28 protein-coding genes and 1 tRNA gene are annotated in these 26,319 nt (G+C 58.7%); 11 read left to right on the top strand and 18 right to left on the bottom strand.

Annotated elements, in window-relative coordinates:
* Nucleotides 1-5: 5 nt before the first annotated feature.
* Genes EL18_RS13655 through EL18_RS13640 form a run of 4 tightly spaced genes read left to right on the top strand, consistent with a single transcriptional unit; the run spans nt 6 to nt 3,293 of the window.
* Nucleotides 6-887: a branched-chain amino acid ABC transporter permease gene (locus EL18_RS13655; protein WP_036485436.1), complete on the top strand. Its 882-nt coding sequence runs from the start codon at nt 6-8 to the stop codon at nt 885-887.
* On the top strand, nt 884-1,852 hold the full coding sequence (locus EL18_RS13650) for a branched-chain amino acid ABC transporter permease (protein WP_036485434.1): 969 nt from the start codon (nt 884-886) through the stop codon (nt 1,850-1,852). Before EL18_RS13655 ends, EL18_RS13650 begins: the two co-directional genes overlap by 4 nt.
* A complete protein-coding gene (locus tag EL18_RS13645; RefSeq protein ID WP_036485432.1) occupies nt 1,840-2,589 on the top strand; it encodes an ABC transporter ATP-binding protein in 750 nt (249 codons plus the stop codon). The genes EL18_RS13650 and EL18_RS13645 overlap by 13 nt, the downstream gene beginning before the upstream one ends.
* Nucleotides 2,586-3,293 carry an ABC transporter ATP-binding protein gene (locus tag EL18_RS13640; protein WP_036485430.1) on the top strand — a complete coding sequence of 236 codons (708 nt, stop codon included), beginning with the start codon at nt 2,586-2,588 and terminating at the stop codon, nt 3,291-3,293. Before EL18_RS13645 ends, EL18_RS13640 begins: the two co-directional genes overlap by 4 nt.
* A gap of 66 nt (nt 3,294-3,359) precedes the next feature.
* Here EL18_RS13640 and pncA read toward each other — a convergent pair whose 3' ends face one another.
* From pncA to leuD, 5 genes are all read right to left on the bottom strand, one after another.
* Complete coding sequence (pncA, locus tag EL18_RS13635) at nt 3,360-3,959, bottom strand: bifunctional nicotinamidase/pyrazinamidase (RefSeq protein ID WP_036485428.1); 600 nt, start codon at nt 3,957-3,959, stop codon at nt 3,360-3,362.
* Between the two features lie 69 nt (nt 3,960-4,028).
* The gene (locus EL18_RS13630; protein ID WP_036485426.1) at nt 4,029-5,063 is read right to left on the bottom strand and encodes an aspartate-semialdehyde dehydrogenase; all 1,035 of its coding nucleotides are present in this window, start codon (nt 5,061-5,063) and stop codon (nt 4,029-4,031) included.
* Nucleotides 5,064-5,393: 330 nt separating this feature from the next.
* Nucleotides 5,394-6,506, bottom strand: a complete 1,113-nt coding sequence (gene leuB, locus EL18_RS13625) for a 3-isopropylmalate dehydrogenase (RefSeq protein ID WP_036485424.1) — start codon at nt 6,504-6,506, stop codon at nt 5,394-5,396.
* A gap of 97 nt (nt 6,507-6,603) precedes the next feature.
* The gene (locus tag EL18_RS13620; RefSeq protein WP_036485422.1) at nt 6,604-6,999 is read right to left on the bottom strand and encodes a RidA family protein; all 396 of its coding nucleotides are present in this window, start codon (nt 6,997-6,999) and stop codon (nt 6,604-6,606) included.
* Between the two features lie 6 nt (nt 7,000-7,005).
* Complete coding sequence (leuD, locus tag EL18_RS13615) at nt 7,006-7,611, bottom strand: 3-isopropylmalate dehydratase small subunit (RefSeq protein WP_036485421.1); 606 nt, start codon at nt 7,609-7,611, stop codon at nt 7,006-7,008.
* Nucleotides 7,612-7,750: 139 nt separating this feature from the next.
* On the opposite strand from leuD, the gene EL18_RS13610 reads away from it, so the two are divergent.
* Both EL18_RS13610 and EL18_RS13605 read left to right on the top strand, forming a co-directional pair.
* Nucleotides 7,751-8,644 (top strand): HpcH/HpaI aldolase/citrate lyase family protein, encoded by an 894-nt coding sequence (locus EL18_RS13610; protein ID WP_036486386.1) that lies wholly within the window; start codon nt 7,751-7,753, stop codon nt 8,642-8,644.
* Complete coding sequence (locus EL18_RS13605; RefSeq protein WP_036485418.1) at nt 8,641-8,847, top strand: DUF1737 domain-containing protein; 207 nt, start codon at nt 8,641-8,643, stop codon at nt 8,845-8,847. Before EL18_RS13610 ends, EL18_RS13605 begins: the two co-directional genes overlap by 4 nt.
* A gap of 27 nt (nt 8,848-8,874) precedes the next feature.
* On the opposite strand, the gene EL18_RS13600 is transcribed toward EL18_RS13605, so the two are convergent.
* Complete coding sequence (locus EL18_RS13600; RefSeq protein WP_036485415.1) at nt 8,875-9,297, bottom strand: metallopeptidase family protein; 423 nt, start codon at nt 9,295-9,297, stop codon at nt 8,875-8,877.
* A 184-nt stretch (nt 9,298-9,481) separates the two neighbouring features.
* Here EL18_RS13600 and EL18_RS18225 point away from each other — a divergent pair, with 184 nt between their 5' ends.
* From EL18_RS18225 to EL18_RS13585, 3 genes are read left to right on the top strand one after another with little or no spacing between them, the layout of a single operon-like run.
* Nucleotides 9,482-10,420: an ImuA family protein gene (locus EL18_RS18225; RefSeq protein WP_051914282.1), complete on the top strand. Its 939-nt coding sequence runs from the start codon at nt 9,482-9,484 to the stop codon at nt 10,418-10,420.
* Complete coding sequence (locus EL18_RS13590) at nt 10,401-11,870, top strand: Y-family DNA polymerase (protein ID WP_036485413.1); 1,470 nt, start codon at nt 10,401-10,403, stop codon at nt 11,868-11,870. Before EL18_RS18225 ends, EL18_RS13590 begins: the two co-directional genes overlap by 20 nt.
* Nucleotides 11,867-15,241, top strand: a complete 3,375-nt coding sequence (locus tag EL18_RS13585) for an error-prone DNA polymerase (protein ID WP_036485411.1) — start codon at nt 11,867-11,869, stop codon at nt 15,239-15,241. The genes EL18_RS13590 and EL18_RS13585 overlap by 4 nt, the downstream gene beginning before the upstream one ends.
* Nucleotides 15,242-15,289: 48 nt before the next feature.
* Here EL18_RS13585 and EL18_RS13580 read toward each other — a convergent pair whose 3' ends face one another.
* From EL18_RS13580 to EL18_RS13565, 4 genes are all read right to left on the bottom strand, one after another.
* Nucleotides 15,290-15,493, bottom strand: coding sequence for a Trm112 family protein (locus EL18_RS13580; protein ID WP_036485409.1), 204 nt, complete (start codon nt 15,491-15,493; stop codon nt 15,290-15,292).
* Nucleotides 15,494-15,520: 27 nt separating this feature from the next.
* A complete protein-coding gene (locus EL18_RS13575) occupies nt 15,521-16,180 on the bottom strand; it encodes an LON peptidase substrate-binding domain-containing protein (RefSeq protein WP_036485400.1) in 660 nt (219 codons plus the stop codon).
* An 87-nt stretch (nt 16,181-16,267) separates the two neighbouring features.
* On the bottom strand, nt 16,268-17,251 hold the full coding sequence (gene trxA, locus EL18_RS13570) for a thioredoxin (protein ID WP_036485398.1): 984 nt from the start codon (nt 17,249-17,251) through the stop codon (nt 16,268-16,270).
* Between the two features lie 63 nt (nt 17,252-17,314).
* Nucleotides 17,315-17,812 (bottom strand): prolyl-tRNA synthetase associated domain-containing protein, encoded by a 498-nt coding sequence (locus EL18_RS13565; RefSeq protein ID WP_036485396.1) that lies wholly within the window; start codon nt 17,810-17,812, stop codon nt 17,315-17,317.
* Between the two features lie 195 nt (nt 17,813-18,007).
* Here EL18_RS13565 and EL18_RS13560 point away from each other — a divergent pair.
* Nucleotides 18,008-18,082, top strand: a tRNA-Gly gene (locus tag EL18_RS13560).
* 64 nt (nt 18,083-18,146) lie between these two features.
* Here the strand turns inward: EL18_RS13560 and EL18_RS13555 are convergent.
* Nucleotides 18,147-18,785, bottom strand: a complete 639-nt coding sequence (locus EL18_RS13555; RefSeq protein WP_036485393.1) for a DedA family protein — start codon at nt 18,783-18,785, stop codon at nt 18,147-18,149.
* A complete protein-coding gene (locus EL18_RS13550; protein ID WP_036485390.1) occupies nt 18,778-19,137 on the bottom strand; it encodes a hypothetical protein in 360 nt (119 codons plus the stop codon). Before EL18_RS13550 ends, EL18_RS13555 begins: the two co-directional genes overlap by 8 nt.
* A 198-nt stretch (nt 19,138-19,335) precedes the next feature.
* Between EL18_RS13550 and holA the strand changes: the two genes are divergently transcribed.
* Nucleotides 19,336-20,373, top strand: a complete 1,038-nt coding sequence (gene holA / locus EL18_RS13545) for a DNA polymerase III subunit delta (protein ID WP_036485387.1) — start codon at nt 19,336-19,338, stop codon at nt 20,371-20,373.
* 79 nt (nt 20,374-20,452) lie between these two features.
* On the opposite strand, the gene EL18_RS18415 is transcribed toward holA, so the two are convergent.
* The 6 genes from EL18_RS18415 to mnmE all read right to left on the bottom strand — a co-directional run bounded on the left by EL18_RS18415 (nt 20,453) and on the right by mnmE (nt 26,290).
* Nucleotides 20,453-20,605 carry a glucan biosynthesis protein gene (locus tag EL18_RS18415; RefSeq protein ID WP_152553063.1) on the bottom strand — a complete coding sequence of 51 codons (153 nt, stop codon included), beginning with the start codon at nt 20,603-20,605 and terminating at the stop codon, nt 20,453-20,455.
* A complete protein-coding gene (locus EL18_RS13540) occupies nt 20,584-21,450 on the bottom strand; it encodes a ParB/RepB/Spo0J family partition protein (protein WP_036485381.1) in 867 nt (288 codons plus the stop codon). Before EL18_RS13540 ends, EL18_RS18415 begins: the two co-directional genes overlap by 22 nt.
* A 27-nt stretch (nt 21,451-21,477) precedes the next feature.
* Complete coding sequence (locus EL18_RS13535) at nt 21,478-22,269, bottom strand: ParA family protein (RefSeq protein WP_036485379.1); 792 nt, start codon at nt 22,267-22,269, stop codon at nt 21,478-21,480.
* A gap of 21 nt (nt 22,270-22,290) precedes the next feature.
* Nucleotides 22,291-22,932: a 16S rRNA (guanine(527)-N(7))-methyltransferase RsmG gene (gene rsmG, locus EL18_RS13530; RefSeq protein ID WP_036485377.1), complete on the bottom strand. Its 642-nt coding sequence runs from the start codon at nt 22,930-22,932 to the stop codon at nt 22,291-22,293.
* On the bottom strand, nt 22,929-24,791 hold the full coding sequence (gene mnmG / locus EL18_RS13525) for a tRNA uridine-5-carboxymethylaminomethyl(34) synthesis enzyme MnmG (RefSeq protein WP_036485375.1): 1,863 nt from the start codon (nt 24,789-24,791) through the stop codon (nt 22,929-22,931). Before mnmG ends, rsmG begins: the two co-directional genes overlap by 4 nt.
* Before the next feature lie 179 nt (nt 24,792-24,970).
* The gene (gene mnmE / locus EL18_RS13520; protein WP_036485373.1) at nt 24,971-26,290 is read right to left on the bottom strand and encodes a tRNA uridine-5-carboxymethylaminomethyl(34) synthesis GTPase MnmE; all 1,320 of its coding nucleotides are present in this window, start codon (nt 26,288-26,290) and stop codon (nt 24,971-24,973) included.
* Between the last annotated feature and the right edge of the window lie 29 nt (nt 26,291-26,319).

The raw sequence follows: 26,319 nt of genomic DNA, 5'->3' as shown, positions 1-26,319 counted from the left end.
CCACCATGGGTTTCGGGCCCTACCTGCTGCTTGCAACGCTTGAAGGGCTCGTCACCGCCGCGGTGTTGAGCCTGATGGCGCTTGGCCTCTCCCTGGTCTTCGGGGTTATGCGCGTGGTCAATGTGGCCCATGGCGAGTTCTTCATGCTGGGCGCGGTCCTCGCCTGGTATTTCTCAAGCCTCGTTGCGGGCGATCCCGCTCTTGGCTTCCTGCTCGCCCTTGCGCTCAGCCCTCTTGTGGTGGCGCTCATTGCCTGGGTGTCCGACAGGCTGGTTCTGTCTCGGCTGAAATACGAGCCCGAAGCCACCATCGTGGCAACGATCGGCCTGCTCTACATCATCCAGCAGCTTGCCCTCACCTATTACGGAGCGGATTCGCGGCCCGTCGAAGCACCCTTCACCTGGCGCATTCAACTGCCCTGGTTCGGCTATTCCGGCTACAAACTGGCGGTTATCGGGGCATCAATCCTGCTTGTGGCCCTGACCGCGCTCCTGATGATGCGCAGCCGCATCGGCTTGATCATGCGCGCAACCCAGTATGACAGCGAAACCGCGCAGGCCTTTGGCATCCCGGTGCGTCGTGTCTATTCGGCAGTCTTTGCGCTGGGTGCCGCACTAGCAGCCATCGCAGCCGTTCTCGTCGTACCCATCCGGCAGGCCCATTATCTCATGGGTCAGGAGCCGCTGCTCCTTTCCTTTATCGTCGTCATTATCGGAGGGCTGGGGTCGCTCCGCGGCACGGTGGTGGCCGCCGTGCTGATCGGGCTCTCCGACGGCATAATCTCCATGTTCTTCTCGCCAACGCTTGCGAAAATGCTAGCCACGCTTCTCGTAGCGCTGGTTCTTGTCTTCCGCCCTCAGGGCCTGTTCGGAACCGCTGCGCGATGAAGGTCCGGCTGCTCCCCTCCCCGCAATCGCTCCTGCTGCATCTTGCGGTCATCGCGGCACTACTGGCAGCCAACTGGCTCCTGCCCGAATATCATCGCGGCGTGGTCTCGCGCGTTCTGGTGCTGGCGGTCTTTGCCATGGGCTACAATCTCACCTTCGGCTATGGCGGCCTCTTGAGCCTGGGCCATGCCATGTTTTTCGCAGCCGGTCTCTATGGGGCGGGCCTGACCATTTATCATCTGGACTGGAGCGTCTGGCCCGCTTTCGGTGCGGGTATAGGTGCAGGCTTGCTGCTTGGGCTGGTCGTCGGCGCACTCGCGCTGCGCACCAGCGGCGTTGCCTTCATGATCGTCACGCTGATGTTCTCGCAGGTTTTCTATCTTACGACGCTCTACTTCACGACCTATACGCGCGGTGAGGAAGGACTGATCCTGCAACAGGAGGTGCGAAGCCTGGAATTGGCGGGTGCGACCTTCGATTTGAGTGATCCTTCGACACGCTACCTTGCTGCCCTCGCGCTGTTCGCGCTCGTGCTTCTGTTCACGCTCTTCGTTATCCGGTCAGGCTATGGGCGTGCGCTCATTGCCATTCGCGAGAATGATGAGCGCATGCGGATGCTGGGCTTCAATGTTTTTGCCAATCGTCTGGTAGCCCTGACACTATCCGGCATGATCTGTGCCGCAGCCGGTGCTGCATATGCTGTGCTTTTCGGCTATGTCGGCTCGACACTGGCAAGCACGCAATACTCGATCCTGCCGCTGCTCTGGGTGCTACTCGGAGGTGCCGCAACAACGCTCGGGCCGCTTCTGGGCACCCTTGTCATGTTCTACGTGATCGACATTGCCTCAAGCCACACGACGGCGCATTTGCTTGTGGTGGGCCTGGTGCTGATTTTCCTCGTGCTCTTTTTCAGGCGCGGCATATTGGGCACGATCAGAGCGAGGTGGCTGCCATGGCTGCCATGACCGCGCCCATTCTCCACACACGCGGCCTGTCGCGCAGCTTCGGCGGAGTGCGCGCCGTCGATGATGTGGATTTTCAGCTCGAAGAGGGTGAGATCCGCGCCATTATCGGCCCCAACGGCGCGGGGAAGACGACCTTTGTCAGCCTGATTTGCGGCCGCATCGCCAGCGACGCTGGAGAAGTCTCGCTGGAAGGGCAGGATATATCGCGATTGCCGGCGCACAAGCGCGTGCGTCTCGGACTGGGCTACACCTTCCAGATCACCTCCATCTTCCCCAATCTCACCCTGCTGGAAAACGTGGCTCTGGCAGTGCAGTCACAGGCCCGAAGCAGCTCCATTCTCAATCTGAGCAGCCGCAGGCTGAATGATGGAGCTCACGAAGCACTGGCGCGGGTTGGACTTGGAGAACGGTCAGGCGAATTGGCGGGCAATCTGGCCTATGGCCACCAGCGCTTGCTCGAAGTTGCCATGGGCATCGCACTCAAACCCCGCGTCCTTATCCTGGATGAACCCACACAAGGCCTGTCGGAAAGCGAAACTCTAGGCTTCATCACCCTGATCCGACAGATTGCCGAGAGGACAACAATCCTGCTCATCGAGCACAATATGGATGTGGTCATGGCGCTTGCCGAAAGAATCACGGTGATGGATCAGGGGCGCATTCTCGCGGAAGGAACGCCTGCGGCGATCCGTGCGAACACAGATGTCCAACGCGCCTATCTGGGGGAGCAGCCATGAGCGGGCTTCTCAGGCTGGACCATGTGACGGCGGGCTATGGCGATGTGCAGGTGCTGCATGGCATGAGCCTTGAGACACGTCAGGCGGAGGTGCACTGCCTGGTGGGCCGCAACGGCGCGGGCAAGACCACAACGTTGAAAGCCATCATGGGCCTTCTTCCGCTGTCCAGCGGTGAGATAACACTGGATGGCCAGAAGATTTCTGACCTTCCGGCCCATGAGGTCCCGCGCCTGGGGCTCGGCTATGTGCCTCAGGGGCGAAGGCTCTTTGCCGAACTCACGGTGGCCGAAAATCTCGAGATCGGCCTGATGACAAGAAGAACAGGCTCTGCCGCTCGCGAAAAGGTGCTGGAGCTGTTCCCGAAGCTGCAAGAACGCCTGAAGCAGCGTTCGGGCACATTGTCTGGCGGCGAGCAGCAGATGCTGGCAATGGCGCGCGCGCTGTGCCTTGAGCCGAAGGTTCTGCTTCTGGACGAGCCGATGGAGGGCCTCATGCCCTCAGCCGTTGCCAGCATCCGCGAGACGGTCACCGCGCTCTGCAATGAAGGTGTCACCAGCCTTCTGGTAGAGCAGCGGGCGGATACGGTGCTGAAGGTCGCAAACCGGGTTTCCTTCATCGAGAACGGTCGCATTCGCGAGACCGTGGAGGCCAGCGCTTTGCGCAAGGATCCGAGCCTGATCAGCCGCTATGCAGGGCTGGGTTGAAGACTCATCTTATTGATCTGATTCGTGAAATAGAATCAGGCGCTTAGCGTTTCACGTGAAACGCTGCTACTGCAGCACCACGCCCGCATCCTGCATTTCCCGCTTCATCCGCTCCAGCGAACCATCAAGATCAATGCCGCGGCAGGCATCCAGCACCACCTCCGCCTCGAAGCCGCGTTTCTTCGCATCAATCGCGGAATAGGCGACACAATAGTCGGTAGCGAGCCCGGCCAAAACGAGCGAGGTGATGCCGCGTTCGCTCAGATATCCGGCAAGCCCTGTTGGCGTTGCATGATCATTCTCGAAGAAGGCCGAATAGCTGTCGATCTGCGGCCGAAATCCCTTTCGGATGATCAACTCGGCACGATCAACTTCGAGATCCGGGTGGAAAGCCGCACCTTGCGTACCCTGCACGCAATGGTCCGGCCAAAGCACCTGCTGCCCGTAAGGCATGGTCACGAACTCGAACGGGGTCTTGCCTTCATGGCTTGATGCAAAGGAGGAATGGCCTGCCGGATGCCAATCCTGCGTCAGGATCACATGGCCGAAATCATCCATCATGCGATTGATGATCGGCACGATGCTGTCGCCATCCTCGACCGCCAGCGCACCGCCGGGGCAGAAATCGTTCTGAACATCAATGACAAGAAGCGCCTGCTTGGCCATGGCTGGTTCTCCGCTTTAGACAAAGAAAAAAGGCGCGGTTGAAACCGCGCCTTTCAAAACACTTGCCGATCAGGCAGCTTCCTTGCGAGGCTTGATCAACCCCTTGGCCACCAGAAGCTCGGCAATCTGGACCGTGTTGAGTGCAGCACCCTTGCGCAGATTGTCGGAGACAACCCACAAGGCAAGCCCGTTTTCTACCGTCGCGTCCTCGCGAATGCGGCTGATATAGGTCGCGTCTTCGCCTGCACTTTCATACGGCGTGATGTAACCACCATCTTCACGCTTGTCGATGACCTGGCAACCCGGCGCCTCGCGCAGGATGTCACGCGCCTCGTCAGCGGTGATCGGCTTCTCGAATTCCAGATTGACCGATTCGGCATGACCGATGAAGACGGGAACACGCACTGCGGTCGCCGTGACCTTGATCTTGGGATCAAGCATCTTCTTGGTCTCGGCCAGAACCTTCCATTCTTCCTTCGTGTAGCCGTCTTCCATGAAGACGTCGATATGAGGAATGACATTGAAGGCGATGCGCTTGGTGAACTTCTTTGCCGAGATCGGATCGGCAACGAAAACCGCCCGCGTCTGCTCGAAAAGCTCGTCCATGCCTTCCTTGCCCGAGCCGGAAACCGACTGGTAGGTGGAGACAACAACGCGCTTGATCGTGGCAGCGTCATGAAGTGGCTTCAGTGCCACAACGAGCTGCGCGGTCGAGCAATTCGGATTGGCGATAATGTTCTTCTTGGAGTAACCCTCGATGTGGTGCGGGTTCACTTCCGGAACGATCAGCGGCACATCCTGGTCGTAACGCCATGCGGATGAGTTGTCGATGACAACGCAGCCAGCCTTGCCGATCTTCGGCGACCACTCCTTGGAAACGGTACCACCTGCCGACATGAGGCAGAGATCCGTGTCGGAAAAATCGTAATTTTCGAGTGCCTGAACTTTCAGCGTCCTGTCGCCATAAGACACTTCCTGTCCGACCGAACGCCTGGAGGCAAGCGGCACAACCTCGTCAGCTGGGAAGCCGCGCTCTTCCAGAATGTTCAGCATTTCGCGCCCGACATTTCCGGTCGCGCCGGCGACAGCTATCTTGAAACCCATAGTGGTTCTTTCTCCTGTCCCTCTCCGTGTGGCTTGGAATATTCACCCGCTGGCCCGGCGGGTTTCACCTTCCCCGACTGGCTCGGGGAGGGAACGAGCAGCCAGGAAAGGTCAGACCGTTTTGACGGTCGTTTTGGCTGTCGTTTTGGTAAAGCGGAGCGCTGCGTCATCGTTCCCGATAACACTCGTCATGTCGGCCTGTGCAAGCGCTTCGATTGCGCGCATGGACAAAAGGTCTCCGTTCACGAGGGTTGTTTTAAGGCGAATCTTCGGGAAGTCAACGCGCTTGCCCGGCGACAGGGGTGCTGCCCCCGCCGCCAGACAACGTTATCAGGCGGCGAGCGCCTTGTATTTCGCGACAATGGCATCGCCTATTTCCACGGTGCCCACTTCCTTCATGCCCTCCGACATCAGGTCACGGGTACGCAGACCGTCGTCGAGAACAGCGGCAATGGCCTGGTCCAGCCGATCGGCTTCCTCGACCATGTTGAAGGAATAGCGCAGGCACATGGCGAAGGAGGCGATCATGGCGATCGGATTGGCAATGCCCTGCCCTGCAATATCCGGCGCCGAACCGTGCACCGGCTCGTAAAGCGCCTTGCGCGAACCCGTCTTGGGATCAGGCGCACCAAGCGAGGCCGAGGGCAGCATGCCGAGCGATCCCGTGAGCATTGCTGCGACGTCGGACAGCATGTCGCCGAACAGATTGTCCGTCACGATCACGTCGAACTGCTTGGGCCAGCGCACGAGTTGCATGCCGCCGGCATCGGCCAGCATGTGGGTCAGCTCGACATCGGAATATTTCGCCTTGTGCGTCGCCGTGACGACCTCGTTCCAAAGAACGCCGGACTTCATCACATTGCGCTTTTCCATCGAGCAGACCTTGTTGGAACGCGTACGCGCCAGCTCGAAGGCAACACCGGCGATCCGCTCGATCTCGAAGGTATCGTAGACCTGCGTGTCGATACCGCGCTTCTGGCCGTTGCCAAGGTCGATGATTTCCTTTGGCTCGCCAAAATAGACGCCGCCGGTGAGTTCGCGCAGGATCAGGATGTCGAGCCCCTCAACCACTTCCTTCTTCAGGGAAGAGGATGCTGCAAGGGCCGGATAGCAGATGGCAGGTCGCAGATTGGCAAAAAGCTCCATCTCCTTGCGAAGACGCAGGAGACCGGCTTCCGGACGAACCTCGTAAGGCACGCCATCCCATTTCGGACCACCGACAGCGCCGAAAAGAACGGCGTCGGCAGCCATGGCCTTGTCCATGTCAGCGTCCGAGATCGACTGCCCATGCGTATCATAGGCGATACCGCCGACAAGCCCTTCCTCGGTTTCAAAACCGGCGCCGAAATCGGCGTTCATCATGTCGATGAGCTTGCGGACTTCGGCCATGGATTCTGGGCCAATACCGTCGCCGGGAAGAAGAAGAAGCTTGCGCGTTGCCATAGGTGCCTCACTGTGCGGAATTTTGATCGCACTCTTGCTAGCGAGGGACCCGATTGCGCGCAAGGCCCATGGAGAACCGCGCGGTACGCCAGTCCGGTCAGTTGACGCGATCGCGCTTCAATGCGGTCACTTCAATCTCGATCTTCATCTCCGGCTCGTTCAGCTCGCAGATGGTCATGGTCGCGGCGGGACGGATGTCACCAAAAGCTTGCCCCAGAATGGGAAAGACCTTCGATACATAGGCACGGTCGGTGACATGGTAACGGGCGCGCACGACATCCGGCAGCGAAAATCCGGCGTCATTGAGTGTGCGCTCAATCGTGGAGAGGCAGTTTCGCGTCTGCTCTTCCACGCTCTCGGGCATGGTCATGTTTGCATAGTCATAGCCAGTGGTGCCGGACACGAAGCACCACTCGCCATCAACCACAGCCCGGCTGTAGCCCGCCGTCTTCTCGAACGGCGAGCCAGTCGATAGCAGCCGGCGCTTGCTCATGTGAGGTCATGCCCAGGGGCGGGTTTCTGAATACTTGCCCTCGAAAGCCTCGATGGCGGGCGCCTTTTCCATGGTCAGGCCGATATCATCGAGCCCGTTGAGCAGGCAGTGGCGCTTGAATGCGTCGATCTCGAATGTGATCACGCCACCATCCGGACCGTGAATCTCCTGCTTCTCCAGGTCAACCGTCAATGTCGCATTGGAGCCGCGCTCGGCATCATCCATCAGTTTCTCAAGCTCTTCTTCCGAGACCTTGATGGGCAGGATGCCGTTCTTGAAGCAGTTGTTGTAGAAAATGTCGGCAAAGCTGGTGGAGATCACGCAACGGATGCCGAAATCGGCCAGCGCCCATGGCGCATGCTCGCGGCTTGAACCGCAGCCGAAATTGTCGCCTGCAACCAGGATCTTCGCATTGCGATAGGCCTGCTGGTTGAGGATGAAATCCGGATTTTCCGATCCGTCCTCATTGTAGCGCATTTCGGCAAACAGCCCCTTGCCCAGACCGGTGCGCTTGATCGTCTTGAGATAATCCTTCGGGATGATCATGTCGGTATCGACATTGACGATTGGCAGCGGGGCGGCAACGCCGGTGAGCGTGGTGAAGCTGTTCATGGTTACAGACCTTGTTTGAATCCGGTGAAGCGTACGCGACGGTACTCCTCTCAAAGCATCATTTACACGAGCTTTGCGGCAAGGCAAAGCCCGGCAAGCCCACTTGCGCAGAAGGTGTATCTCGATCATGAATGCAACGATGAGAATCGCGTCCTTCAAGCTGCGGCGGTCGGTCCTTTACTGCCCCGCCAGCAACCCCAAAGCCATGGAGAAGACCGGCTCGCTGAATTGCGATGCAGTTATCTTCGACCTGGAAGATTCCGTCGCGCCTGCTGAGAAGGCTGCGGCGCGAGAGCGGCTGCGCGCATTTCTCTTGTCCGACGCCCGGCCCTCATGTGAGACTGTGGTGCGGATCAATGCCTTGTCGAGCGAGTGGGGAGCGGACGACCTGATCGCCGCGCGCGGCATGAAGCCTGATGCGATCTTGCTGCCCAAGGTCAATGGCCCAAGCGACATCCTGAGTGCCGATGAGGCGCTGGATGAGATGGATGCACCGCCCACGCTCAAGCTCTGGGCGATGATGGAAACGCCTCAGGCCCTGATCAATGCCGGGCCCATCGCGGCTCTGGGCAGCAACCCGGCTGCAAGACTTGACTGCCTGATCGCCGGAACCAACGACCTTGTGAAGGAATTGCGCGCTTCGTCGGATCGTGACGTGCTGCGCCCGCTTCTCATGCAGATTGTCGTTGCGGCCCGCGCTGCCGGGATCGCAGCCATCGACGGTGTTGCCAATGATTTCCGCGACATGAATGTGGTAGCCCGGGAATGCGCTGAAGCCCGCGCCATGGGCTTTGACGGCAAGACGCTGATCCATCCCGCGCAGGTCTATCCAGCCAATGCCATTTTCGCGCCAACGGCCCGGGAAGTGATGGAAGCAAGGGAGATTGTCGACATCTTCTCCCGCCCCGAAAATGCGGATACGAATGTTGTTTCGCTGAACGGACGTATGCTGGAGCGGCTGCATCTGGAGCAGGCGGAAGTCCTGCTTGCCCAGGCGCGTGCCGTGGAAGAAGCCGAAGAGAGTGAAGAATGAAGCTTTACCGCCTGCTCACCGAAGTCGATGACGCTGTTTTCTGCCACAAGGTGACAGCTGCCTTGAACAAGGGCTGGGAGCTTTACGGCAGCCCGACCTATGCTTGGGATGCCAAGGAAGGCGTGATGCGCTGCGGCCAGGCCGTGGTCAAGGAAGTGCCGGGCAAGGAATACACGCCCGACATGAAGCTGGGACAGCAATAGACCCGCTTCGCGGCCAAGCCTGCCCTGTCAGGCAACATTTTCCTCGATCGTGGCCATGTCGTCATCCGACAGGCCGAAATGATGGCCGATCTCGTGAATGAGCACATGGGCGATGATGTCGCCCAGTGTTTCCTCATTCTCTGCCCAGTAATCGAGAATTGCGCGCCGGAAGAGCGTGATGCGGTTGGGCCCCTCGCCGGTGGCAGGGTTCCAGCGCTCGGCTATGCCGCGCCCCTCAAACAGGCCCAGAAGATCGAACGGAGTCTCCAGCGCGAGATCATCCATGATCTCCTCGCTTGGAAATTCCGCTATCTGAATGACGATCTCGCCTGTGAGATCACGAAAATCCTGCGGCAGATTCGCATAGGTTTCCAGCGCCATGAGTTCCATTTCGGAAACGGAAGGGGAAAGCTGGTTGTACCATGCTCGGGTCTGATAGATGCGTGCCATGACTAGTCCTGTTGAAGGGCCATATAGCGGTTTCGCACCGAACTTTCGAGAGGCAGTCTGATCTCTCTGATCCTTGAGTAGCGGAAGCTTTTCCCAAAGAGGAATAAAATCCTTCTTGACTCTCTGACGCCCCTCTGGAATCGATAGGAACATAACAGGAACAAATGAGCCGGGAGTGAACGGCATGGCACCCGATGTCATGGCGCAGGGCACCCTTTATGCCTTGCGTCAGAAGATAGCCAGCATTGAAGGCCAGCTGCCTGAACAGCTGGAGCCTGCCTCTCAGGGTGGATCCACGGTTTTGCGCCGCAATGGCCGCCCCTGCCTGGCGATCGACAGCGGGATGGATGCGCTGGATGCTGCCCTGGGTGACCAGCAGCCCACGCTGATAGACATTTCCGGCAGTCAGAGCAGGGATAGCGGTGCAGTGAGCGGCTTTGCCCTTGCCCTGGCCGCAAGAGCCTCCCGCAAGACCTCAAGCAACGCCCGGCAGGTTTTGTGGGTGGGGCTGGATGAGACCTTCTTCGAAACAGGTTTTCCTTATGCGCTGGGGCTTGAGCATTTCTTCGCCCTGTCCGCAGAGCAACTTCTCCTGGCTCACGCCCCCAGGATTGAAGATGCACTCTGGATTGCCGAGGAAGCAACGAAGGCCGGCGCATTTTCAGCCGTTTTTCTGGAATTGAAAGGCGCTCCTGCACGACTTGATCTGACCGCCACACGGCGGCTTCGCCATCGCGCGGAACGGGCCTTCATGCCGCTTTTCCTCATTCGCCATTCAAGCCCGAAGGAAGAAGCCGGACAGCCCAGCGCTGCTCTGGTCAGGCTGTGCATCTCCCCCGCCCCCTCCACTTTCCGCCGCATCGGCCAAAATGCCCTGCCGCGCTCCATTGGCCCGCCTGCATTTCAGGTGGAACTGAGGAAAAGCCGTTCCGGCAGGACCGGAACCTATTGGCTGGAATGGAACGCAGATGACTTCACTTTTCAGGAAAGAGCCGCACCCGAAGACGCAAGGAACAGGGGGCAGACGCCGGATACTGGCGCTGTATTTTCCGCGTCTTTCAACGGATCGGATCCTGCGCCGCAGACATGGCGCCCGCTGGCGGATGAACGCCGTTCCGGCTGAGGCATTGCCGCTTGTCATCAGCGAGCGCCAGAACAATGCCCAGCGCATCCTGGCTCTTGATGAGAAGGCACAGGCTGCAGGACTGAGCCGGGGCATGGGCATTGCCGATGCGCGCGCAATGCACCCCTCGCTGGAAGTGATTGAAGCTGATCGACCGGCCGACCAGCGCCTGTTGGAAGGTCTGGCGGACTGGTGCGACCGCTACACCCCGCTGGTGGCGCTCGGCGATGAGGGCGATGGCCTCTTTCTCGACATCAGCGGCTGCGCCCATCTTTTCGGAGGAGAAAGCCGCATGCTGGAGGAGATTGTCGAGCGGCTTTTGCAGCAGGGCTTCGATATCCGCACCGGACTGGCCTCCACCCCCGGTGCAGCCTGGGCGGCCGCCCGCTTTTCCCCTCCTCCCGGTGAAATTGCCGATGGATGCGAGGCCGAAGCACTCGATCCCCTGCCCTTGGCCGCGCTGAGGCTGGATGAAAAGACCGTGGCGGGCCTGGAAAGCGTGGGGCTTGGAAATATAGCAGCCCTTCTTGATGCGCCGCGCGCGCCGCTCGTTCGCCGGTTTGGTCGCCATCTGGCAACCCGTATCGACCAGGCGCTGGGCAATATCGAAGAGGCCATTTCCCCCCGTCTGCCCGTAAGCCCCCTTTCTGTCGAGCGACATCTCTCCGACCCCATCGGCACCCTGGAGGAAATCGAGAGCCTGCTGCGCATGCTGGCGACCACCTTGAAGGAAGACCTTGAACAGCGCGATCAAGGCGCGCGCCAGCTTCAGCTTGCTCTGTTTCGGGTCGACGGAGCTGTCAGCCGCATCTCCATCGGCACCTCACGGCCCTTGCGTGATCCCGTGGCAATAACCCGCCTCTTCCACGAGAAGCTGGCCCGGCTCGAGGAAAGCCTTGATCCCGGTTATGGCTTCGATCTTGTTCGTCTCGCCGTGCCGGCCTCCGCCCCCTTCGACGCAAGGCAGGGTGATCTTGCGGGGCAACAGGAGGACGAGGGGGAAGGCCTGGCGCTTCTGGCAGATCGCATCAGCGCCCGCCTTGGAAGCAGCGCCATTCTCATTCCCCAAAAGCAGATGAGTCATCAGCCCGAACGCGCGGTCGCCCTTACCCGTTTCGCCCAGGCAAAGCCGGATCAGCGCTTCTCTCAAGAGCCCTCACCCATACGCCCCATACGCCTTTTGACCCGGCCCGAGCCGGTGGAAGCTGCCGCAGAAATTCCCGAAGGCCCGCCTTTTTCCTTCCGTTGGCGCCGAGCGCTTTTCCGCGTTGCGCGCGCGGAAGGTCCAGAACGCATAGCCGGTGAATGGTGGCGCACAAGCGCTCCACCGGCCCGCGACTATTTTCGTGTCGAGGATACCGAAGGCCGTCGCTACTGGCTTTATCGGGAAGGTTTTTATGGCGAAGGTGAAAACCATCCGCGCTGGTTCATGCATGGCTTTTTCCCATGAGCGCCCCGGCTGCACTCCGCCAAAGTGAAGCGCCCCCGCCCTTTGCGGAATTTGGCATTCGCTCCAATTTTTCATTCCTCGAAGGCGCTTCTCATCCCGAAGAGCTGGCGGTGGTGGCAAACCGGCTGGGTTATCACGCCTTTGGCATAGCTGACCGGAACACGGTTTCCGGAACGGTGCGGGGCTGGCTGGCCGCCCGTGAAGCAGGTCTCACCTACCATCCGGGCTGCCGGCTCGTCTTTTCGGACAATACGCCCGACATGCTCGCCTATCCGCGCAACCGCAAGGGCTGGGGGCATCTGTGCCGCATGCTTACCGCCGCCAATCTGCGCGGTGAAAAGGGTGCACCTCACCTTCTTATGACCGATCTCCTGGAATGGGGAGAGCAAATGTCGCTTGCTCTTCTGCCGGGAATGAAAACCACTGATGAACTGCAGGATCTTTTGCAGCTTCTTCAGCCGTTTAAGGGTGCGCTCAGACTGGCTTTTACCCCGGATTATCGTGGAGATGACCGTTATCGTCTGGAAGAGCTGGCACAGCTTGCCCTCCAGACCGGCACGCCACTGATGGCGACCAATGATGCGCTCTATCACGCCCCCGGCAGGCGCCCGCTGCAGGACATGCTGACCGCCACGCGGCTGAACACGACCATTGCCAATGCCGGCTTTGCGCTTGCTCCCAACGCAGAGCGGCATCTCAAAAGCGCACGCGAGATGGCGCGCCTCTTCCGCGGTCATGAATATGCTCTGGAGGAAACGCTGCGTTTTGAAAGCGAACTCCAGTTTTCCTTCGAGGAACTGAAATACAACTACCCCGATGAAGCCACCGGCGGCCGTGATCCGCAGGAGGAGCTTGAGCGGCTGGCCTGGGAGGGAGCCGCGCGTCGTTGGCCACAGGGCACGCCGGAAAAGGTGCGCCAGACACTGCAGCATGAGCTGAACATCGTCGCGCAGATGAATTATGCGCGCTATTTTCTCACGGTGAACGACATTGTCGCCTTCGCCCGCTCGCGCGGCATTCTGTGCCAGGGCCGGGGTTCGGCTGCCAACTCCATCATCTGCTTCTGCCTGGGTATCACGGATGTCGGCCCCGACATCATCGACCATCTGTTCGAGCGCTTCATTTCACCCGAGCGCAATGAGCCCCCGGATATCGATGTCGATTTCGAACATGAACGGCGTCCGGAAATCATTGCCTATATCTACGAGAAATACAGCGCTCGGCGTACAGCTCTCGCCGCCTCGGTTGTCACCTATCGCGCGCGATCCGCCCTGCGCGAAGTGGCCAAGGCGATGGGATTGTCGGAAGACGCCATGGCAGCTCTTTCCGGCTCCATCTGGGGCTGGTCGACAGCCGAAGTCGGCGAGCGCGAGGCAGGTGCGGCAGGCCTTGATCAAGAGGATCCGCTCACCAACAAGCTCATGGCGCTTGCAAATCAGATCATGGGCTTTCCCCGTCACCTCTCCCAGCATGTAGGCGGCTTTGTCATTACCCGCGACCGGCTGGACGAGATCGTGCCGATTGTCCAGACCGCCATGGAAGAACGCAAGATGGTGGAATGGGACAAGGATGATCTGGAGGCTCTGGGCATCCTCAAGGTGGACATTCTCGCCCTCGGCATGCTGACCTGCCTCAAGCGCGCTTTCACGCTTCTTGAGGATCACTACGACCTGCCGCTTTCGCTGGCGGACATCTCCTCGCGCAAGGCGGAGGAAGGCGCAGTCTATGACATGATCTGCCGGGCAGACACGATCGGGGTCTTCCAGATTGAGAGCCGCGCGCAGATGTCCATGCTGCCGCGCCTGCGCCCGCGCGAATTCTACGACCTGGTGATCGAGGTCGCCATCGTGCGTCCCGGCCCCATCCAGGGTGACATGGTGCATCCCTATCTGCGAAGGCGCGAAGGCAAGGAGCAGCCTGAATATCTGACGGATGAAATGCGCAACATCCTGGGCAAGACACTGGGTGTCCCCCTGTTTCAGGAACAGGCCATGCGCATCGCCGTGGAGGCGGGTGGATTTTCTCCTGGCGAAGCCGACAAGCTGCGGCGTGCCATGGCGACATTCCGGCGCGTTGGTACGATCGGCGCCATGCGGCAGAAGATGATCGACGGAATGGTTTCACGCGGCTATCCGCGCGATTTTGCCGAGCGCTGCTTTCGCCAGATCGAGGGTTTTGGCGAATACGGCTTCCCCGAAAGCCACGCCGCCTCCTTCGCCCTGCTGGTCTATGCCTCTTGCTGGTTCAAGGCCTATTATCCAGACATATTCTGCGCCGCGATCCTCAACTCCCAACCCATGGGTTTTTACGCGCCCGCGCAGCTCGTGCGCGATGCGCGGGAACATGGGGTGGAGGTAAGAGAGGTGGATATCAACCACTCGGACTGGGACTGCCTTCTGGAGGAAGCGGACCATCGCCATCAAGACATCGCGCGCAAACATGCGGAAATGAGAGCCACAATCCGCTGCCGCCATGCGGTGCGGCTCGGCTTTCGTCAGATCAAGGGCTTGAGCCGGGCTGATATGGAAAAGCTCGTGGCACGACGCGGAGGCGGTTATGATTCTGTACGCGATCTCTGGCTTCGCTCGGGCCTCACCCGCAGCGTCCTGGCGCGCCTTGCAGAAGCGGACACGTTCCGCTCCCTGGGCCTCGACAGACGCTCGGCGCTGTGGGCAGTTCAGGCGCTCGATCCGAAAGCTGCAGCAGAGGGTCTTCCGCTCTTCCAGCAGGATAACCGCCCCTTGCGCGACCATGAGCCCGAAATGCGCCTGCCGACCATGCCGCTGGGCGAACATGTCGTTCATGATTACAGGGCATTTGGGCTATCCCTGAAGGCGCATCCTGTCTCCTTCCTGCGCGCCGAACTGCACAAAGAGCGGGTTCTGCCGACATCGGAACTCGAGAACACGCCCCCCGGACGCAGGGTGGCCGTCAGTGGGCTGGTGCTTATCCGACAGCGCCCCGGCTCGGCCAAGGGTGTGATTTTCATCACGATCGAGGATGAAACCGGCTCAGCCAATCTCATCGTCTGGCCGAAGACCTTCGAGTTGTTCCGCCCTCAAATTCTCGGCGCGCGCTTCATCAAGGTCACGGGGAAACTGCAAAAAGCATCGGGCGTGATTCATGTCGTCGCCGATAAAGTGGAGGATTTGAGCATCCGCCTAAGCACGCTCGTGAAGAACGGAGAAGACATCGACACGCTGATGCAGACCGACGAGGTGAAACGGCCCGTGGCAGAAGATCATCGCGCAAGACCCACCCAACGCACCCGCCGCATCATCATGGAGAAAGCAAGGCAGGAAACCGAGATCAAACAGGCTGCTGCAAGATCGGCCGCTGGCGTGATGCCGAAGGGTAGAAATTTTCACTGAGGCAGCCGCTGCACATGCTGCGCGGTCAAAAGACGGCAACTACCGTCGTTAGGCGTCATCCAGCTTGCGGGCTTCCGAAACAAGAAGAATGGGAACGCCATCGCGAACCGGATAGGCAAGCCCGGCATGCCGCGAAATCAATTCGCCAGCCTGCGGATCCCATTTGAGCGGTGCACGGGTCAATGGGCATACAAGAAGCTCAAGCATCTTGCGGTCCATGCCTGGTGCAGCCTCTCCCTTCTCTTCCGTCATCCCTTAACCAGTCCTAGCGTTCGAATTCTATTGCAGCTTGTTCCCGTCACCGCTCTCACGCGCCAGCATGACCTCGGTAATTGCAACAAGCGTATCGGCACGCTGGCGGATATCGGGAGCTTCCAGAAGTGCCTGTTTCTCCTCGGGTCCGTAGGGGGCCATCATCGATAGTGCATTGACCAGCGCCGCGTTCTCCGCGCGCTGCACCCCATCCCAGTCCGCCTCGAGATCATGTGCTTCCAGATAATCCTGGAATGCCTGCATCAGCCCGTCGCGGTCCACACTGCCAGCCGTATCATCAGCGGTGAAGTCGGCCGGAAAGGCTTCGATGCGGCACTGCCGGAATGGCCTGTCCGTCAGTATTTCTTCCAGGATTGTGAACCGGCTTATGCCTTCCAGAGTGATCCTGTACCGCCCATCCCCGGTTTCGGAAAAAGTGGTCACTCTGCCAACACACCCAACCTGACGCAGTGGAACCTCATCCTGATCATCGGTGATCTGAGGTTGTACCATGCCGATCAGGCGGTGTGTGGCGAGAACGAAATCAAGCATCTCGACATAACGCGGCTCGAATATCTGCAGCGGCAGAAGCCCCTCCGGCAGAAGAAGGGCGCCTGCCAGCGGAAAGACGGGAATGACGTCCGGCAAATCTGCCGGCGAACGGTAGAGACGGTTTCCAGCCTTCAAGCCATACTCCAGATGTTAAGCGTGCTCGCCCAGTGCACTAATCTGGGGCGCCTCGGGCAAATTCCAAGTGCACGAGCTTTTGCCGGTTCAGGAGAACAGGAGCGATGAGAGCCTGCGGCGGGCAGCCAGGGTTGCGGGATCGGTCATGCCCCAGGCTTCAAACAATTCCAGAAGCTTGGAGCGGGCAGCATCATCATTCCATTGCCGATCGTTCTTGATGATGGTCAGCAGATGTTCCGCTGCTTCCTCGCGGCGCCCCTGCGCATTGCGCACCAGTGCCAGATTGAATCTTGCATCATGATCGGAGGGATCGGACGCGACCCGCTGTTCAAGCGCAATCGGATCGCCAAGCTCGGCAACCTGTGCATCCAGCGCCATGCGGGTCTTCAGGCTGGCTGCAGCCGGAAGGTCCTGCTTGTCTGCGGGAATCCGCCCGAGAAGTTCTTCTGCCTTGTCCCTCTCACCGGCCTCGTAGAGCATTTCGGCGATGGCTGCGAGCGCATCCGCCTGGTCCGGTTGCTGCTGGAGTATGGCGGAATAAATCTGCGCTGCATGATCGTTCTGCCCTTCGGCAAGCGCCTGTCGGGCTGCTTCGAGAGCATCCTGGACCGGATCGGCCTGGCCCTTGCCCAGCTTCTCGATGAATTGACGTATCTGCGATTCGGGAACAGCGCCCATGAAACCGTCGACGGGTTGGCCATCAACGAAGGCGATGACAGCGGGAATGGACTGAATGCCCAACTGCCCGGGAATGGCCGGATGGTCGTCAATATTGAGTTTGACAAGCTTGACCTTGCCACGCGCCTCCCCGACGACCTTCTCGATTATTGGTGCCAATTGCTTGCAGGGCCCGCACCAGGGTGCCCAGAAGTCGACAAGCACAGGCTGACGGCGTGATTCCTCGATCACATCGGCGGTGAATGCCGCAGTGGTCGTGTCTTTCACCAGGGTGTCCGCCGTTTCGCCGCCGGGAGCAAGATTGAGAGTTTGCGGGGATGTCATCTCGTCCTGGAAACGGCCCTGTGGTGCATTGCCGGACGAATTGCCGAAAGGATTTCCTGGAGTGCTCATAGCCTGACCTTCGATTTGTATATACGCCGCCGCGACAGCTTGTCTTGTAGGCAGAAGTGGCGATCAAAGCGAGACTTTCAAGATTGCGGGAGGATGGTTCACAGCTTCCAGAAACCGAATCAGGTCCTGCGTCTTCAGGCTGGTGGTTGCCTCATTATGCAGCGGATGCGCGTTGACCATGTCATGCTTCACCAGATCTTCATCCAATATCACCTTCACATGACCGTCGCGGTCATTGATCGCACCGAACGGTGTGACAGCGCCCGGCCGCACACCCAACCATGCTTCCATGGTATCAGCCTTGCCGAAAGACACACGGCCGGAACCACCGATCAAGGTGTGGATGCTCTTCAGATCGATCTCGGCGTCTTCAAGAGCAGTAACCAGAAAATGCCGGTCTTTCCGGTCACGCAGGAAAAGATTCTTCGTGTGCGCACCCGGTATCGTTCCACGCAGTGCCTGTGATTCCTCGACCGTGTGCAGCGGTGGATGCACGTAGGTTTTCACCTCGATGGAGAGCTCTTTGAGCTTTTCGAAGAGCAGCGCGCTTCTGTCAGACATTTTCCTATCCCTCTTGAACTCCTAGTTCAGCCAGAACTGCCTGAAATTCAAGCCTGCGCAGGCGATGTGCTACAAGTGGAAAGCTGGATGCCCGCGTGAAATTTGAACCAATGTGAAATTCGCATGAATTTCCCTGTTGCATTCCCCTCCGAGTTCAGCCATATAGGCGCCGCTCGCGGTATTCACCGCTGGCGAGCGGGTGTAGCTCAGGGGTAGAGCACAACCTTGCCAAGGTTGGGGTCGTGGGTTCGAATCCCATCGCCCGCTCCAGTTTCCAAACGCAAAAAGCCGCGGTTCGCCGCGGCTTTTGTGTTTTTGCGGGTGATTTTGAGAGCTATTCCTGCGCTATGCCGGTCGAGATTGCCTCTTCATCCGAACTTGGTTCGAACCGCCGCCACAGCAAGGCGATCCAGACAGCGAAAGCAAGTGCCGACAACGAAGCGGCGCCGACAAGCAGCATTGCCGCAACAAGGTCCGATACCTGCGGCAGTTCGCCTGCGAAAATGTAGCCAAGCAGCGCATAGGCCAGCGTCCACAATATGGCTGCCGGCACAGCTATGGCGGTGAAAGTGCGCCAACCCATCTCAAGCGATCCACTCACATAGCCCACATACGGGCCCGCCTGGCTCAGGATCGTGCGGCTGATGAAGATCGCCAGCAGGCCATGCTTCTGGAGGAGGGTCTCGCTTCGCTCGATCGCAGGACGCAGTCTCTTCACTCGCCGAAGCCGCGCAATCAGTCCCGGCCCCCAGATGCGTCCCGCATTGTATGTGATCTGATCCCCAAGCAGGTAGGCGCAGATCACCACGAGCAAAACCCGCCACAAGACGAGGTCGCCTGCTGCAGCCAGAGCGCCGGCAGTCAAGACGACGATGGAGGATGGCATCGGGATGCCGGTGCATGCCAGAAACACGATGACGAAAATCACGAAGAGGCCATAGACCGGGATCAGCCCGAGAACGATCTCAGTCACTTGCATTCTCCCGATACTCTGCAGCCTCTTCACGCAGACGCAGCGTCAGTTCGTCTATTGTCATGCCGTTCATTCGTGCGATCTGACCGAGCCTAAGCCGCTGAGGTGGCCCCTGCGGATCCAGTTCCAAGGCCCGAAAAACCACCTCGCGTGGCAGATCGTAGGACAACGCCACATAGCGTGGTGTCATCCATGGCTTCAGCACGACGTCCTGGTGACGATCATCGTTGAAATAGATCGCCTCTGCCAGGAAGGTGAAGCTGAACCAGACAGCTAGAAAGACCGAGAGAAAAAAGCCGCTGACGGGGAACCAGTGGCGGCGGGAGAATTCCCGCATCTTCCGCTTGTTCATACGAGTTCCCTGTTCCGACCGGCCTCTGGCACCTCCAGACGGTGGTTTCGCCGCTGTCATTGACTTGTCTCGATTGCAGATAACCGTACGGGACGGCCTGATCAAGCGCCAGGCATCGAGAATGCTTGGCCAAGGAGCTGGTCAGATAATGGATCGCCCGCACTTCCACCACGCGAATGGCTGGGCTAAGCAAGCTCCATGGCACAGAAGAAAGCGCATGAAGTAGACCGTTGGTTGACCCGCCCGGACGCCGCGGCGGTGATTGTCCTGGTCTATGGGCCGGACCGAGGTCTCGTGAGCGAGCGCGCGAAAAAATTCGCGCTGGCTACGGGTTTGCCGCTCGACGACCCGTTCACGGTCATCAAGCTGGATGGCAGCGAAACCGACAAGCAGGAAGGGCGACTAGGTGATGAAGTGCGCACGGTGCCGATGTTCGCTGACAAGCGGCTGGTATGGGTGCGCAACGCGGGGAACAGCGTATCTTTTGTCGCAGAGGTCAAGGCGCTGCTCGACGAGCCGCCGAAGGACTGCCTGGTCCTGATAGAGGGTGGCGATCTCAAGAAGACCGCTCCCCTTCGCGGTGCCGTCGAACGGTCAGGCGCCGGTATGGCGCTGCCCTGCTATGCCGATGGTGGACGAGACCTCGATGGGCTCATCGAGGAAGTGATGTCATCAGCCGGCCTACGGCTTTCCACGGATGCGCGCCAGCTGCTCAAGGCGAGCCTTGGGGGCGATCGGATGGCATCGCGCAGCGAGCTGGAGAAACTGGCGCTCTATTGCCATGGCAATACGGAGGTACTTGCCGAGGATATCGAAGCCGTGATCGGAGATGTCGCTGCAAGCCCTGCAGACGAGGCCGTCGATGCCGTCCTCACCGGCCAGATGGAGCGGTTCGACCGCTTTTATGCAAGACACATATCGTCCGGCAGCCCCGCCTTTCTGCTCCTGTCGGCCGCATTGAGGCAGGTTCACCTTCTTCTGCTCTTGCGCGGCCAGGTCGAGAATGAAGGCAAGTCAGCAAGTGCAGCAATTGCTTCCGCGCGCCCGCCGGTCTTTTTTGCACGAAAAGCGGCGGTGGAAGCGTCACTTTCCAAATGGAGTCTGGATCGGCTTCACCAAGCGGCTGCACGCCTTCAGGCCGGTATCCTGAAAAGCAGACAGAACCAGGCATTGTCAGATGCAATTAGCCGACAAACGTTGCTGGCTCTGGCCGTGGAAGCCCGCAGAGCGCGCTGATCGATTATGGTCGGGCAGCGAAGTTAATTAGTCGACGAAAGAGCTGCGCCGGCCAGACTCCAACGCGCCTCTGGCATCTTCACCTGCAGTCCTGCTCGGAGAAGAACCCGGTCGCAAGCCAGCGCGGATTGTCCAGGTCGCGCCAAAGCTCCTCGCTGTTTGCACAAACGATCGTCAGCCCGTTGCTGTCGTTGACCTCCGGAAGGAAGATCAGCGCTGCAGAAGCCTGCAAAGCTCATCCAGCTGCTCAAGACTCTTATAGGCGATGCGAACTTCACCGCCTTTGGCCTTGTGATTGATTGCAACTTTCAGACCGGTCGTATCCGTCAGGAGTTTCTCGAGCGACACCGTGTCCGCGTCTTTTTCCCGTTTCGTCTTTTCCTTGGGCGCGACGGACATATCCGGTTCGTTCATCAAGGCCTCGGCCTGACGCACGGACAGGCCCTCCTCGACAATGCGCTTGGCAAGACCTGCTGGGTCTTCGGCATTGACGAGCGTGCGCGCGTGTCCCGCCGTCAGAAGCCCGTCAAGGATCATATCCGTTACCGCTTCTGGCAGCTTGAGCAGCCGCAGCGTGTTCGCGACATGGCTACGGCTCTTGCCAATGACCTGACCGAGATCCGCCTGCGTATAATGATGCTCGTCCATCAGCTGTTGGTAGCCGCGGGCTTCTTCCAACGGATTGAGGTCGGACCGCTGAACATTCTCGATTATCGCGAGTTCCAGGGCAGCCTTGTCATCCACGTCGCGGATGATCACCGGGACCTCGTTCAGGCCCGCTTTCTGAGCTGCACGCCAACGGCGTTCACCTGCGATGATCTCGTAACGTCCCTGTGCGGCCGTGCGCACGACGACCGGTTGGACTATTCCGTGTTCACGAATGGACTGCGCCAGATCTTCCAGATCTTCTTCAGCAAAATGACGCCGCGGATTGCGTGGATTGGGCGAGACGAATTCGATCGGTGCCGAGCGATCGGCCCGTACCGGTGCCTGTTCCGGCGCATCGGGTTTGTCCATTTCGCCGATCAGCGCTGCTAGCCCGCGACCAAGACGTTTGCGTGAGGGATCTTCATTCATTGCTTGTCACTTGCCTCAATACAAAAATCATGCAGCCTGCAGGCGGCGTTCACGACGGATAACTTCAGAAGCCAGCTGGAGATAGGCCTGGCTGCCGGAGCATTTCAGGTCATACAGGATAGCGGGCTTTCCATATGACGGAGCTTCCGAAACGCGCACATTGCGCGGGATAACGGTCTCGTAGACAGCCTCTCCCATATAGGCGCGGACATCTTCTACGACCTGGTTGGCGAGATTGTTCCGTCGGTCATACATTGTCAGGACGATGCCCTGGATGCCAAGCTGTCGGTTGATTGACCCACGGATCTGCTCGACCGTTTCCAGAAGCTGGCTCAGACCTTCCAGCGCAAAGAATTCACACTGGAGCGGAACAAGGACTGAATCTGCCGCTGCCATTGCATTGAGTGTCAGGAGGTTCAAGGATGGCGGACAATCGATCAGCACATAGCTGAATTCCAAGGGACCTGAATTCCGCAGCGCGTTGCGCAGCTTCAGCACGCGGTCGGGAGCCTCGGAAATCTCCATCTCGATGCCGAGAAGATCAAGGGTGGACGGAACGATGGACAAACCCGGAACTGCCGTCTCCATGGCCGCTGCGGGGATGTCGGCACCGCCCGTAAGAACATCATAGGACGAAAGCTGGCGCGCCTGACGATCAATCCCGAGCCCCGTACTGGCATTACCCTGCGGATCCAGGTCAACGACGAGCACGCGCTCGCCAATTGCGGCCAATGCAGTGGCCAGATTGATGGCGGTGGTGGTCTTTCCCACTCCACCCTTCTGGTTGGCAACCGTGATTATGCGTGTGGACTTATCCATAGATCAGCAACACCTGCTCGTCTATTCACCGCCCGGCGCAGCTGGCTGCTGCTTCTTTGAAAGCTGTAGAATCACGCCTTCTTTCGTAACCAGGTCCTGATGTATTAACAGATCGTAGCTGTCCAAGGTATCGCTTTCTGCGATTTCCTGTTGGTAATCCCGTCCTTTATGGAAATATGCGGAAGCTCCACCTGAGATCCAGGGCGATGCAAGCTCCAACAGGAGTTTGAGCGGAGCCAGAGCGCGCGCAGTTACCACATCGGCCCGCCCAACCAGATCATAACTGTCTTCAATCCGCTTGGCATGCACCTGTGCCGGCGTTCCCAGTTCATGGAGAACCGTGTTCAGGAACGATGCTTTCTTGCGGTTGCTCTCGACCAGGTGCACCTGGGTTCTGTCGGCCAGCATGATCGCCAGAATGGCACCCGGAAATCCTCCGCCGGAACCTATGTCTACAAGACTATCGGCATGTTTCACGTGAGTCACGAGTTGAGAGCTGTCCAGAATATGCCGCTCCCAGATGTGAGGGAGCGTAGACGGCGCAGCCAAATTTATGCTTTTCGACCAGTGCAAGAATTTCTGTTCAAAAGCCAGCAGCCTGTCAAATGTTTCACGTGAAACTGGTCCGGCTATCTTGACAAGGGCTTCGTACCGACTGTTCAAGCAACTCTCTCCAGGGAAGCCTTTCGCGCGGCTGCAATGATGAGGCCTAGCGCTGCTGGTGTCATACCTTCAATCGCTTCTGCCTCTGCCACGGATTTCGGAGGATTCCTCTCCAGTTTGAACTTCAGCTCATTAGAAAGACCGACAATCTGGTTGTAGTCGAGACCGGAAGGCAGAGCAGCGTTCTCGTTCCTGCGCAACTCAGCCGCCTGCGCCTGTTGCCGTTCGAGATAGACCGAGTAGCGGGCTTCCGTCTCCAAAAGTTCCGCAATATGAGGATCAATCTCCCGAAAAGCCGGCCATATCTGCGCCAGCCGCGACACATCCAGATCAACCTGTGCAAGCAGATCAACCGCGGTTCTTCTAACCCCGTCCTTGTTCAGCTTTATGCCGTGGCTCTCGGCTTCATTTGGTGTCAGGCTATGAGCTTTTGCAATCTCGCGCGCAGCCGACAGGTCACGTAAAAGCGTGGCAAAACGTTCTGAGCGCTCACTGCCCAACAAACCCCATTGTTGTGCCAATGGTGTGAGCCTCAGATCGGCATTGTCGGCACGCAAAGTCAGCCGAAATTCTGCACGCGAAGTGAACATTCGATAGGGTTCGGACACACCACGCCGAACAAGATCGTCAACCATCACGCCTATATAGGCTTCAGCGCGATTAAGCGCGACTGGATCGGCACCGCTTGCTCGCCGCGCTGCATTGATACCGGCAAGAATGCCCTGAGCAGCAGCCTCTTCGTAGCCGGTCGTACCGTTTATCTGACCCGCCAGGAACAGACCTTCTGCCTTAAGACATTCAAGAGAGTGGGAAAGCTCGCGGGGATCCACATGATCATACTCGATCGCATAGCCAGGCTGAATGACAACAGCCTCCTCCAAGCCGGGAATGGTTTTTAGCAATGCGTTCTGGACGTCTTCCGGAAGTGAAGTCGAGATACCATTTGGATAGACCGTGTTGTCGTCCAGACCCTCTGGTTCGAGAAAGATCTGATGACCGTCGCGGTCACCAAATTTCATGATCTTGTCCTCGATGGAAGGGCAGTAACGCGGGCCCACACCCTCGATAGCTCCCGAATACATCGCCGATCGATGCATGTTCTCTCGGATGATATCGTGCGTCCGTGCGGTAGTACGAGTTATCCCGCAAGCTATCTGAGGAACTGAAATTTTTTCGGTCAACAGCGAGAACGGTACCGGGTCGGGATCGGCTTCCTGCTTCTCCAGGATATCCCAGTTGATCGTCTTCCCGTCCAACCGTGGTGGGGTGCCTGTTTTCAAACGACCCAGACGCAAACCAAATCGTTCCAGCGAAGCGGAAAGTTGTTTCGCTGCCGGCTCGTTCATACGACCCGCTTCGAAATTGCGGTCGCCGATATGTATGAGCCCACGAAGAAAAGTTCCTGTCGTGAGTACAATAGCCCCGGCACTCAGCGCGCCTTCTGCGGTTTCGACGCCCGAAATGCGGCCGCCCTCAAAGAGAAGCGCGCGCGCTTCGCCTTCGACGATCTCAAGACCCGATTGTTCCGCGAGCGCGGCCTGCATCGCTTCCCTGTATAGACGACGATCGGCTTGAGTACGCGGACCGCGCACGGCAGGTCCCTTACGGCGGTTCAAGAGCCTGAACTGAATTCCCGCCTGATCAGCCACGCGTCCCATTAGCCCATCCAGGGCGTCGACTTCTCGCACAAGTTGGCCCTTGCCGATTCCGCCGATCGCGGGATTGCACGACATGACGCCGATTGTAGCGGCGCTCAGGGTCAGCAGCGCGGTCTTCGCCCCGGAACGGGCGGATGCAGCAGCGGCTTCACATCCCGCATGACCACCGCCGATCACGATGACGTCGAAAGTTCTATCCATTGGGATCTCCAGAAACTCGCCACGTTTTGGCCTGCGAATACGGCGCGGTCAAGACAGGCGTTTCACGTGAAACGGAGGATTAGCTGCCGGAAATGTTTCACGTGAGTCAGCGAAAGTTCACTGCATGTGTTTCACGTGAGTCAGCAAAGATGATTGAGGTTGGTGTTTCACGTGAATCCTCACTTGCCAACGCAGAAACTCGAAAAGATAGCTCCGAGAATTTCTTCGACGTCCGACCTGCCACATATCCGGGCGAGGGCATCCGACGCTTCGCGCATCTCCTCAGCCGAAAGTTCCAGCAGGTCCCTCGGCTGGTTCAGCGCACGATTGATAGCTGCCGCACCCTTTTCCAATTCCCTGACATGCCTGAGACGGAAAGGACTGACACTGTTCAAACTGGAAGTGGAACGGCGGCAGGCCGCCACCATGGCATCCAGTAGTGTTTGAATCCCGATATTGCGGTGGGTGGAAATCGCGATGCAGCCATCATCCGGAGTGGCGATGTCTGCCTTGGTATAGACATCGATCTGGTCGGCATCCCCATGTTCCCGAACCTTTCTCGGGTTGGAGCCATCAATGAGATGCAGGATTAGGTGTGCATCTTCCGCAGCCTTGAGGCTGCGTTCGATACCGATCGCCTCCACTTCGTCGGCATCCTCCCTGATGCCTGCAGTATCGGTCAGAATCACCTTGAAGCCATCGAGCTCCAGTTGGACCTCGATCACATCTCTCGTAGTACCTGGGATTTCTGAAACAATCGCTGCTTCCCGTTTGGCCAGATGATTCAGGAGCGTCGACTTTCCTGCATTGGGTGCGCCTATCAAGGCTACCCGAAACCCTTCGCGGATGATCTCTGCACTTCTATAACTTTCAATATGAGCTCGAATGGCGGAGTGCAGATCCTCAAGGTCGTTCCATATCCAGGATGCTGCATCATCCGGCACATCTGTTTCATCAGCGAAATCGAGTTCGGCTTCCATATAGGCGCGGATATGCAAAAGCTTCTCACGCCACTGATCATATAGCCTTTCGTGGGCCATGGTCTGGTTGCTCAGAGCGAATTGGCGCTGCGCCTCTGTTTCCGCGTCAATCAGGTCGGCGAGCGCTTCAGCCTCGGTCAGATTAAGCTTGCCGTTCAGATAGGCTCGCTTGGAAAACTCGCCGGCCTCTGCAATCCGTAGATCGGGAAGCGCAGCAAGACATTGCAGAAGCTTGTTCACGACAGCCCGTCCGCCATGAACCTGCAATTCCGCGCAGTTTTCCCCGGTGAAGCTTCGAGGGGCAGGGAAGGTAAGGCAAAGTCCCTGATCGACAACTTCGCCGACCTCATCCCGGATAGTGACCAATCGCGCGACGCGGGCCTCGGGGACAACCCCGCAAAGCTTCTGGATCGCGTTGAAGGCTCCATTCCCGGAAATGCGTATGACCGCGACCCCTGACGGAAGCTGACCCGTCGAAAGCGCAAAGATTGTGTCGCTCGCATTTTGTCTCGGAAGCAAAGCGCGCTACCTTTCGAATAGACATAGAT

The organism is Nitratireductor basaltis (assembly GCF_000733725.1).
Lineage (GTDB): Bacteria > Pseudomonadota > Alphaproteobacteria > Rhizobiales > Rhizobiaceae > Chelativorans > Chelativorans basaltis.
The sequence above is the reverse complement of the archived record's forward strand: the minus strand, read 5'-3'. Positions and strand labels throughout refer to the sequence as shown.

Excerpts from the sequence above, each read along its gene's own strand:
- EL18_RS13550 (WP_036485390.1), bottom strand. The coding sequence starts at position 19,137 with ATGAACAAGCGGAAGATGCGGGAATTCTCCCGCCGCCACTGGTTCCCC.
- EL18_RS13620 (WP_036485422.1), bottom strand. The coding sequence starts at position 6,999 with ATGAGCAAGCGCCGGCTGCTATCGACTGGCTCGCCGTTCGAGAAGACG.
- EL18_RS13590 (WP_036485413.1), top strand. The coding sequence starts at position 10,401 with ATGAACGCCGTTCCGGCTGAGGCATTGCCGCTTGTCATCAGCGAGCGC.
- EL18_RS13600 (WP_036485415.1), bottom strand. The coding sequence starts at position 9,297 with ATGGCACGCATCTATCAGACCCGAGCATGGTACAACCAGCTTTCCCCT.
- EL18_RS13585 (WP_036485411.1), top strand. The coding sequence starts at position 11,867 with ATGAGCGCCCCGGCTGCACTCCGCCAAAGTGAAGCGCCCCCGCCCTTT.
- EL18_RS13610 (WP_036486386.1), top strand. The coding sequence starts at position 7,751 with ATGAGAATCGCGTCCTTCAAGCTGCGGCGGTCGGTCCTTTACTGCCCC.
- EL18_RS13650 (WP_036485434.1), top strand. The coding sequence starts at position 884 with ATGAAGGTCCGGCTGCTCCCCTCCCCGCAATCGCTCCTGCTGCATCTT.
- EL18_RS13605 (WP_036485418.1), top strand. The coding sequence starts at position 8,641 with ATGAAGCTTTACCGCCTGCTCACCGAAGTCGATGACGCTGTTTTCTGC.
- EL18_RS13655 (WP_036485436.1), top strand. The coding sequence starts at position 6 with ATGGGTTTCGGGCCCTACCTGCTGCTTGCAACGCTTGAAGGGCTCGTC.
- EL18_RS18225 (WP_051914282.1), top strand. The coding sequence starts at position 9,482 with ATGGCACCCGATGTCATGGCGCAGGGCACCCTTTATGCCTTGCGTCAG.
- EL18_RS13565 (WP_036485396.1), bottom strand. The coding sequence starts at position 17,812 with ATGTCTGACAGAAGCGCGCTGCTCTTCGAAAAGCTCAAAGAGCTCTCC.
- trxA (WP_036485398.1), bottom strand. The coding sequence starts at position 17,251 with ATGAGCACTCCAGGAAATCCTTTCGGCAATTCGTCCGGCAATGCACCA.
- leuB (WP_036485424.1), bottom strand. The coding sequence starts at position 6,506 with ATGGCAACGCGCAAGCTTCTTCTTCTTCCCGGCGACGGTATTGGCCCA.
- EL18_RS13580 (WP_036485409.1), bottom strand. The coding sequence starts at position 15,493 with ATGACGGAAGAGAAGGGAGAGGCTGCACCAGGCATGGACCGCAAGATG.
- holA (WP_036485387.1), top strand. The coding sequence starts at position 19,336 with ATGGCACAGAAGAAAGCGCATGAAGTAGACCGTTGGTTGACCCGCCCG.
- EL18_RS13640 (WP_036485430.1), top strand. The coding sequence starts at position 2,586 with ATGAGCGGGCTTCTCAGGCTGGACCATGTGACGGCGGGCTATGGCGAT.
- pncA (WP_036485428.1), bottom strand. The coding sequence starts at position 3,959 with ATGGCCAAGCAGGCGCTTCTTGTCATTGATGTTCAGAACGATTTCTGC.
- mnmG (WP_036485375.1), bottom strand. The coding sequence starts at position 24,791 with ATGGATAGAACTTTCGACGTCATCGTGATCGGCGGTGGTCATGCGGGA.
- EL18_RS13630 (WP_036485426.1), bottom strand. The coding sequence starts at position 5,063 with ATGGGTTTCAAGATAGCTGTCGCCGGCGCGACCGGAAATGTCGGGCGC.
- EL18_RS13540 (WP_036485381.1), bottom strand. The coding sequence starts at position 21,450 with ATGAATGAAGATCCCTCACGCAAACGTCTTGGTCGCGGGCTAGCAGCG.
- leuD (WP_036485421.1), bottom strand. The coding sequence starts at position 7,611 with ATGAACAGCTTCACCACGCTCACCGGCGTTGCCGCCCCGCTGCCAATC.
- EL18_RS13645 (WP_036485432.1), top strand. The coding sequence starts at position 1,840 with ATGGCTGCCATGACCGCGCCCATTCTCCACACACGCGGCCTGTCGCGC.
- EL18_RS13535 (WP_036485379.1), bottom strand. The coding sequence starts at position 22,269 with ATGGATAAGTCCACACGCATAATCACGGTTGCCAACCAGAAGGGTGGA.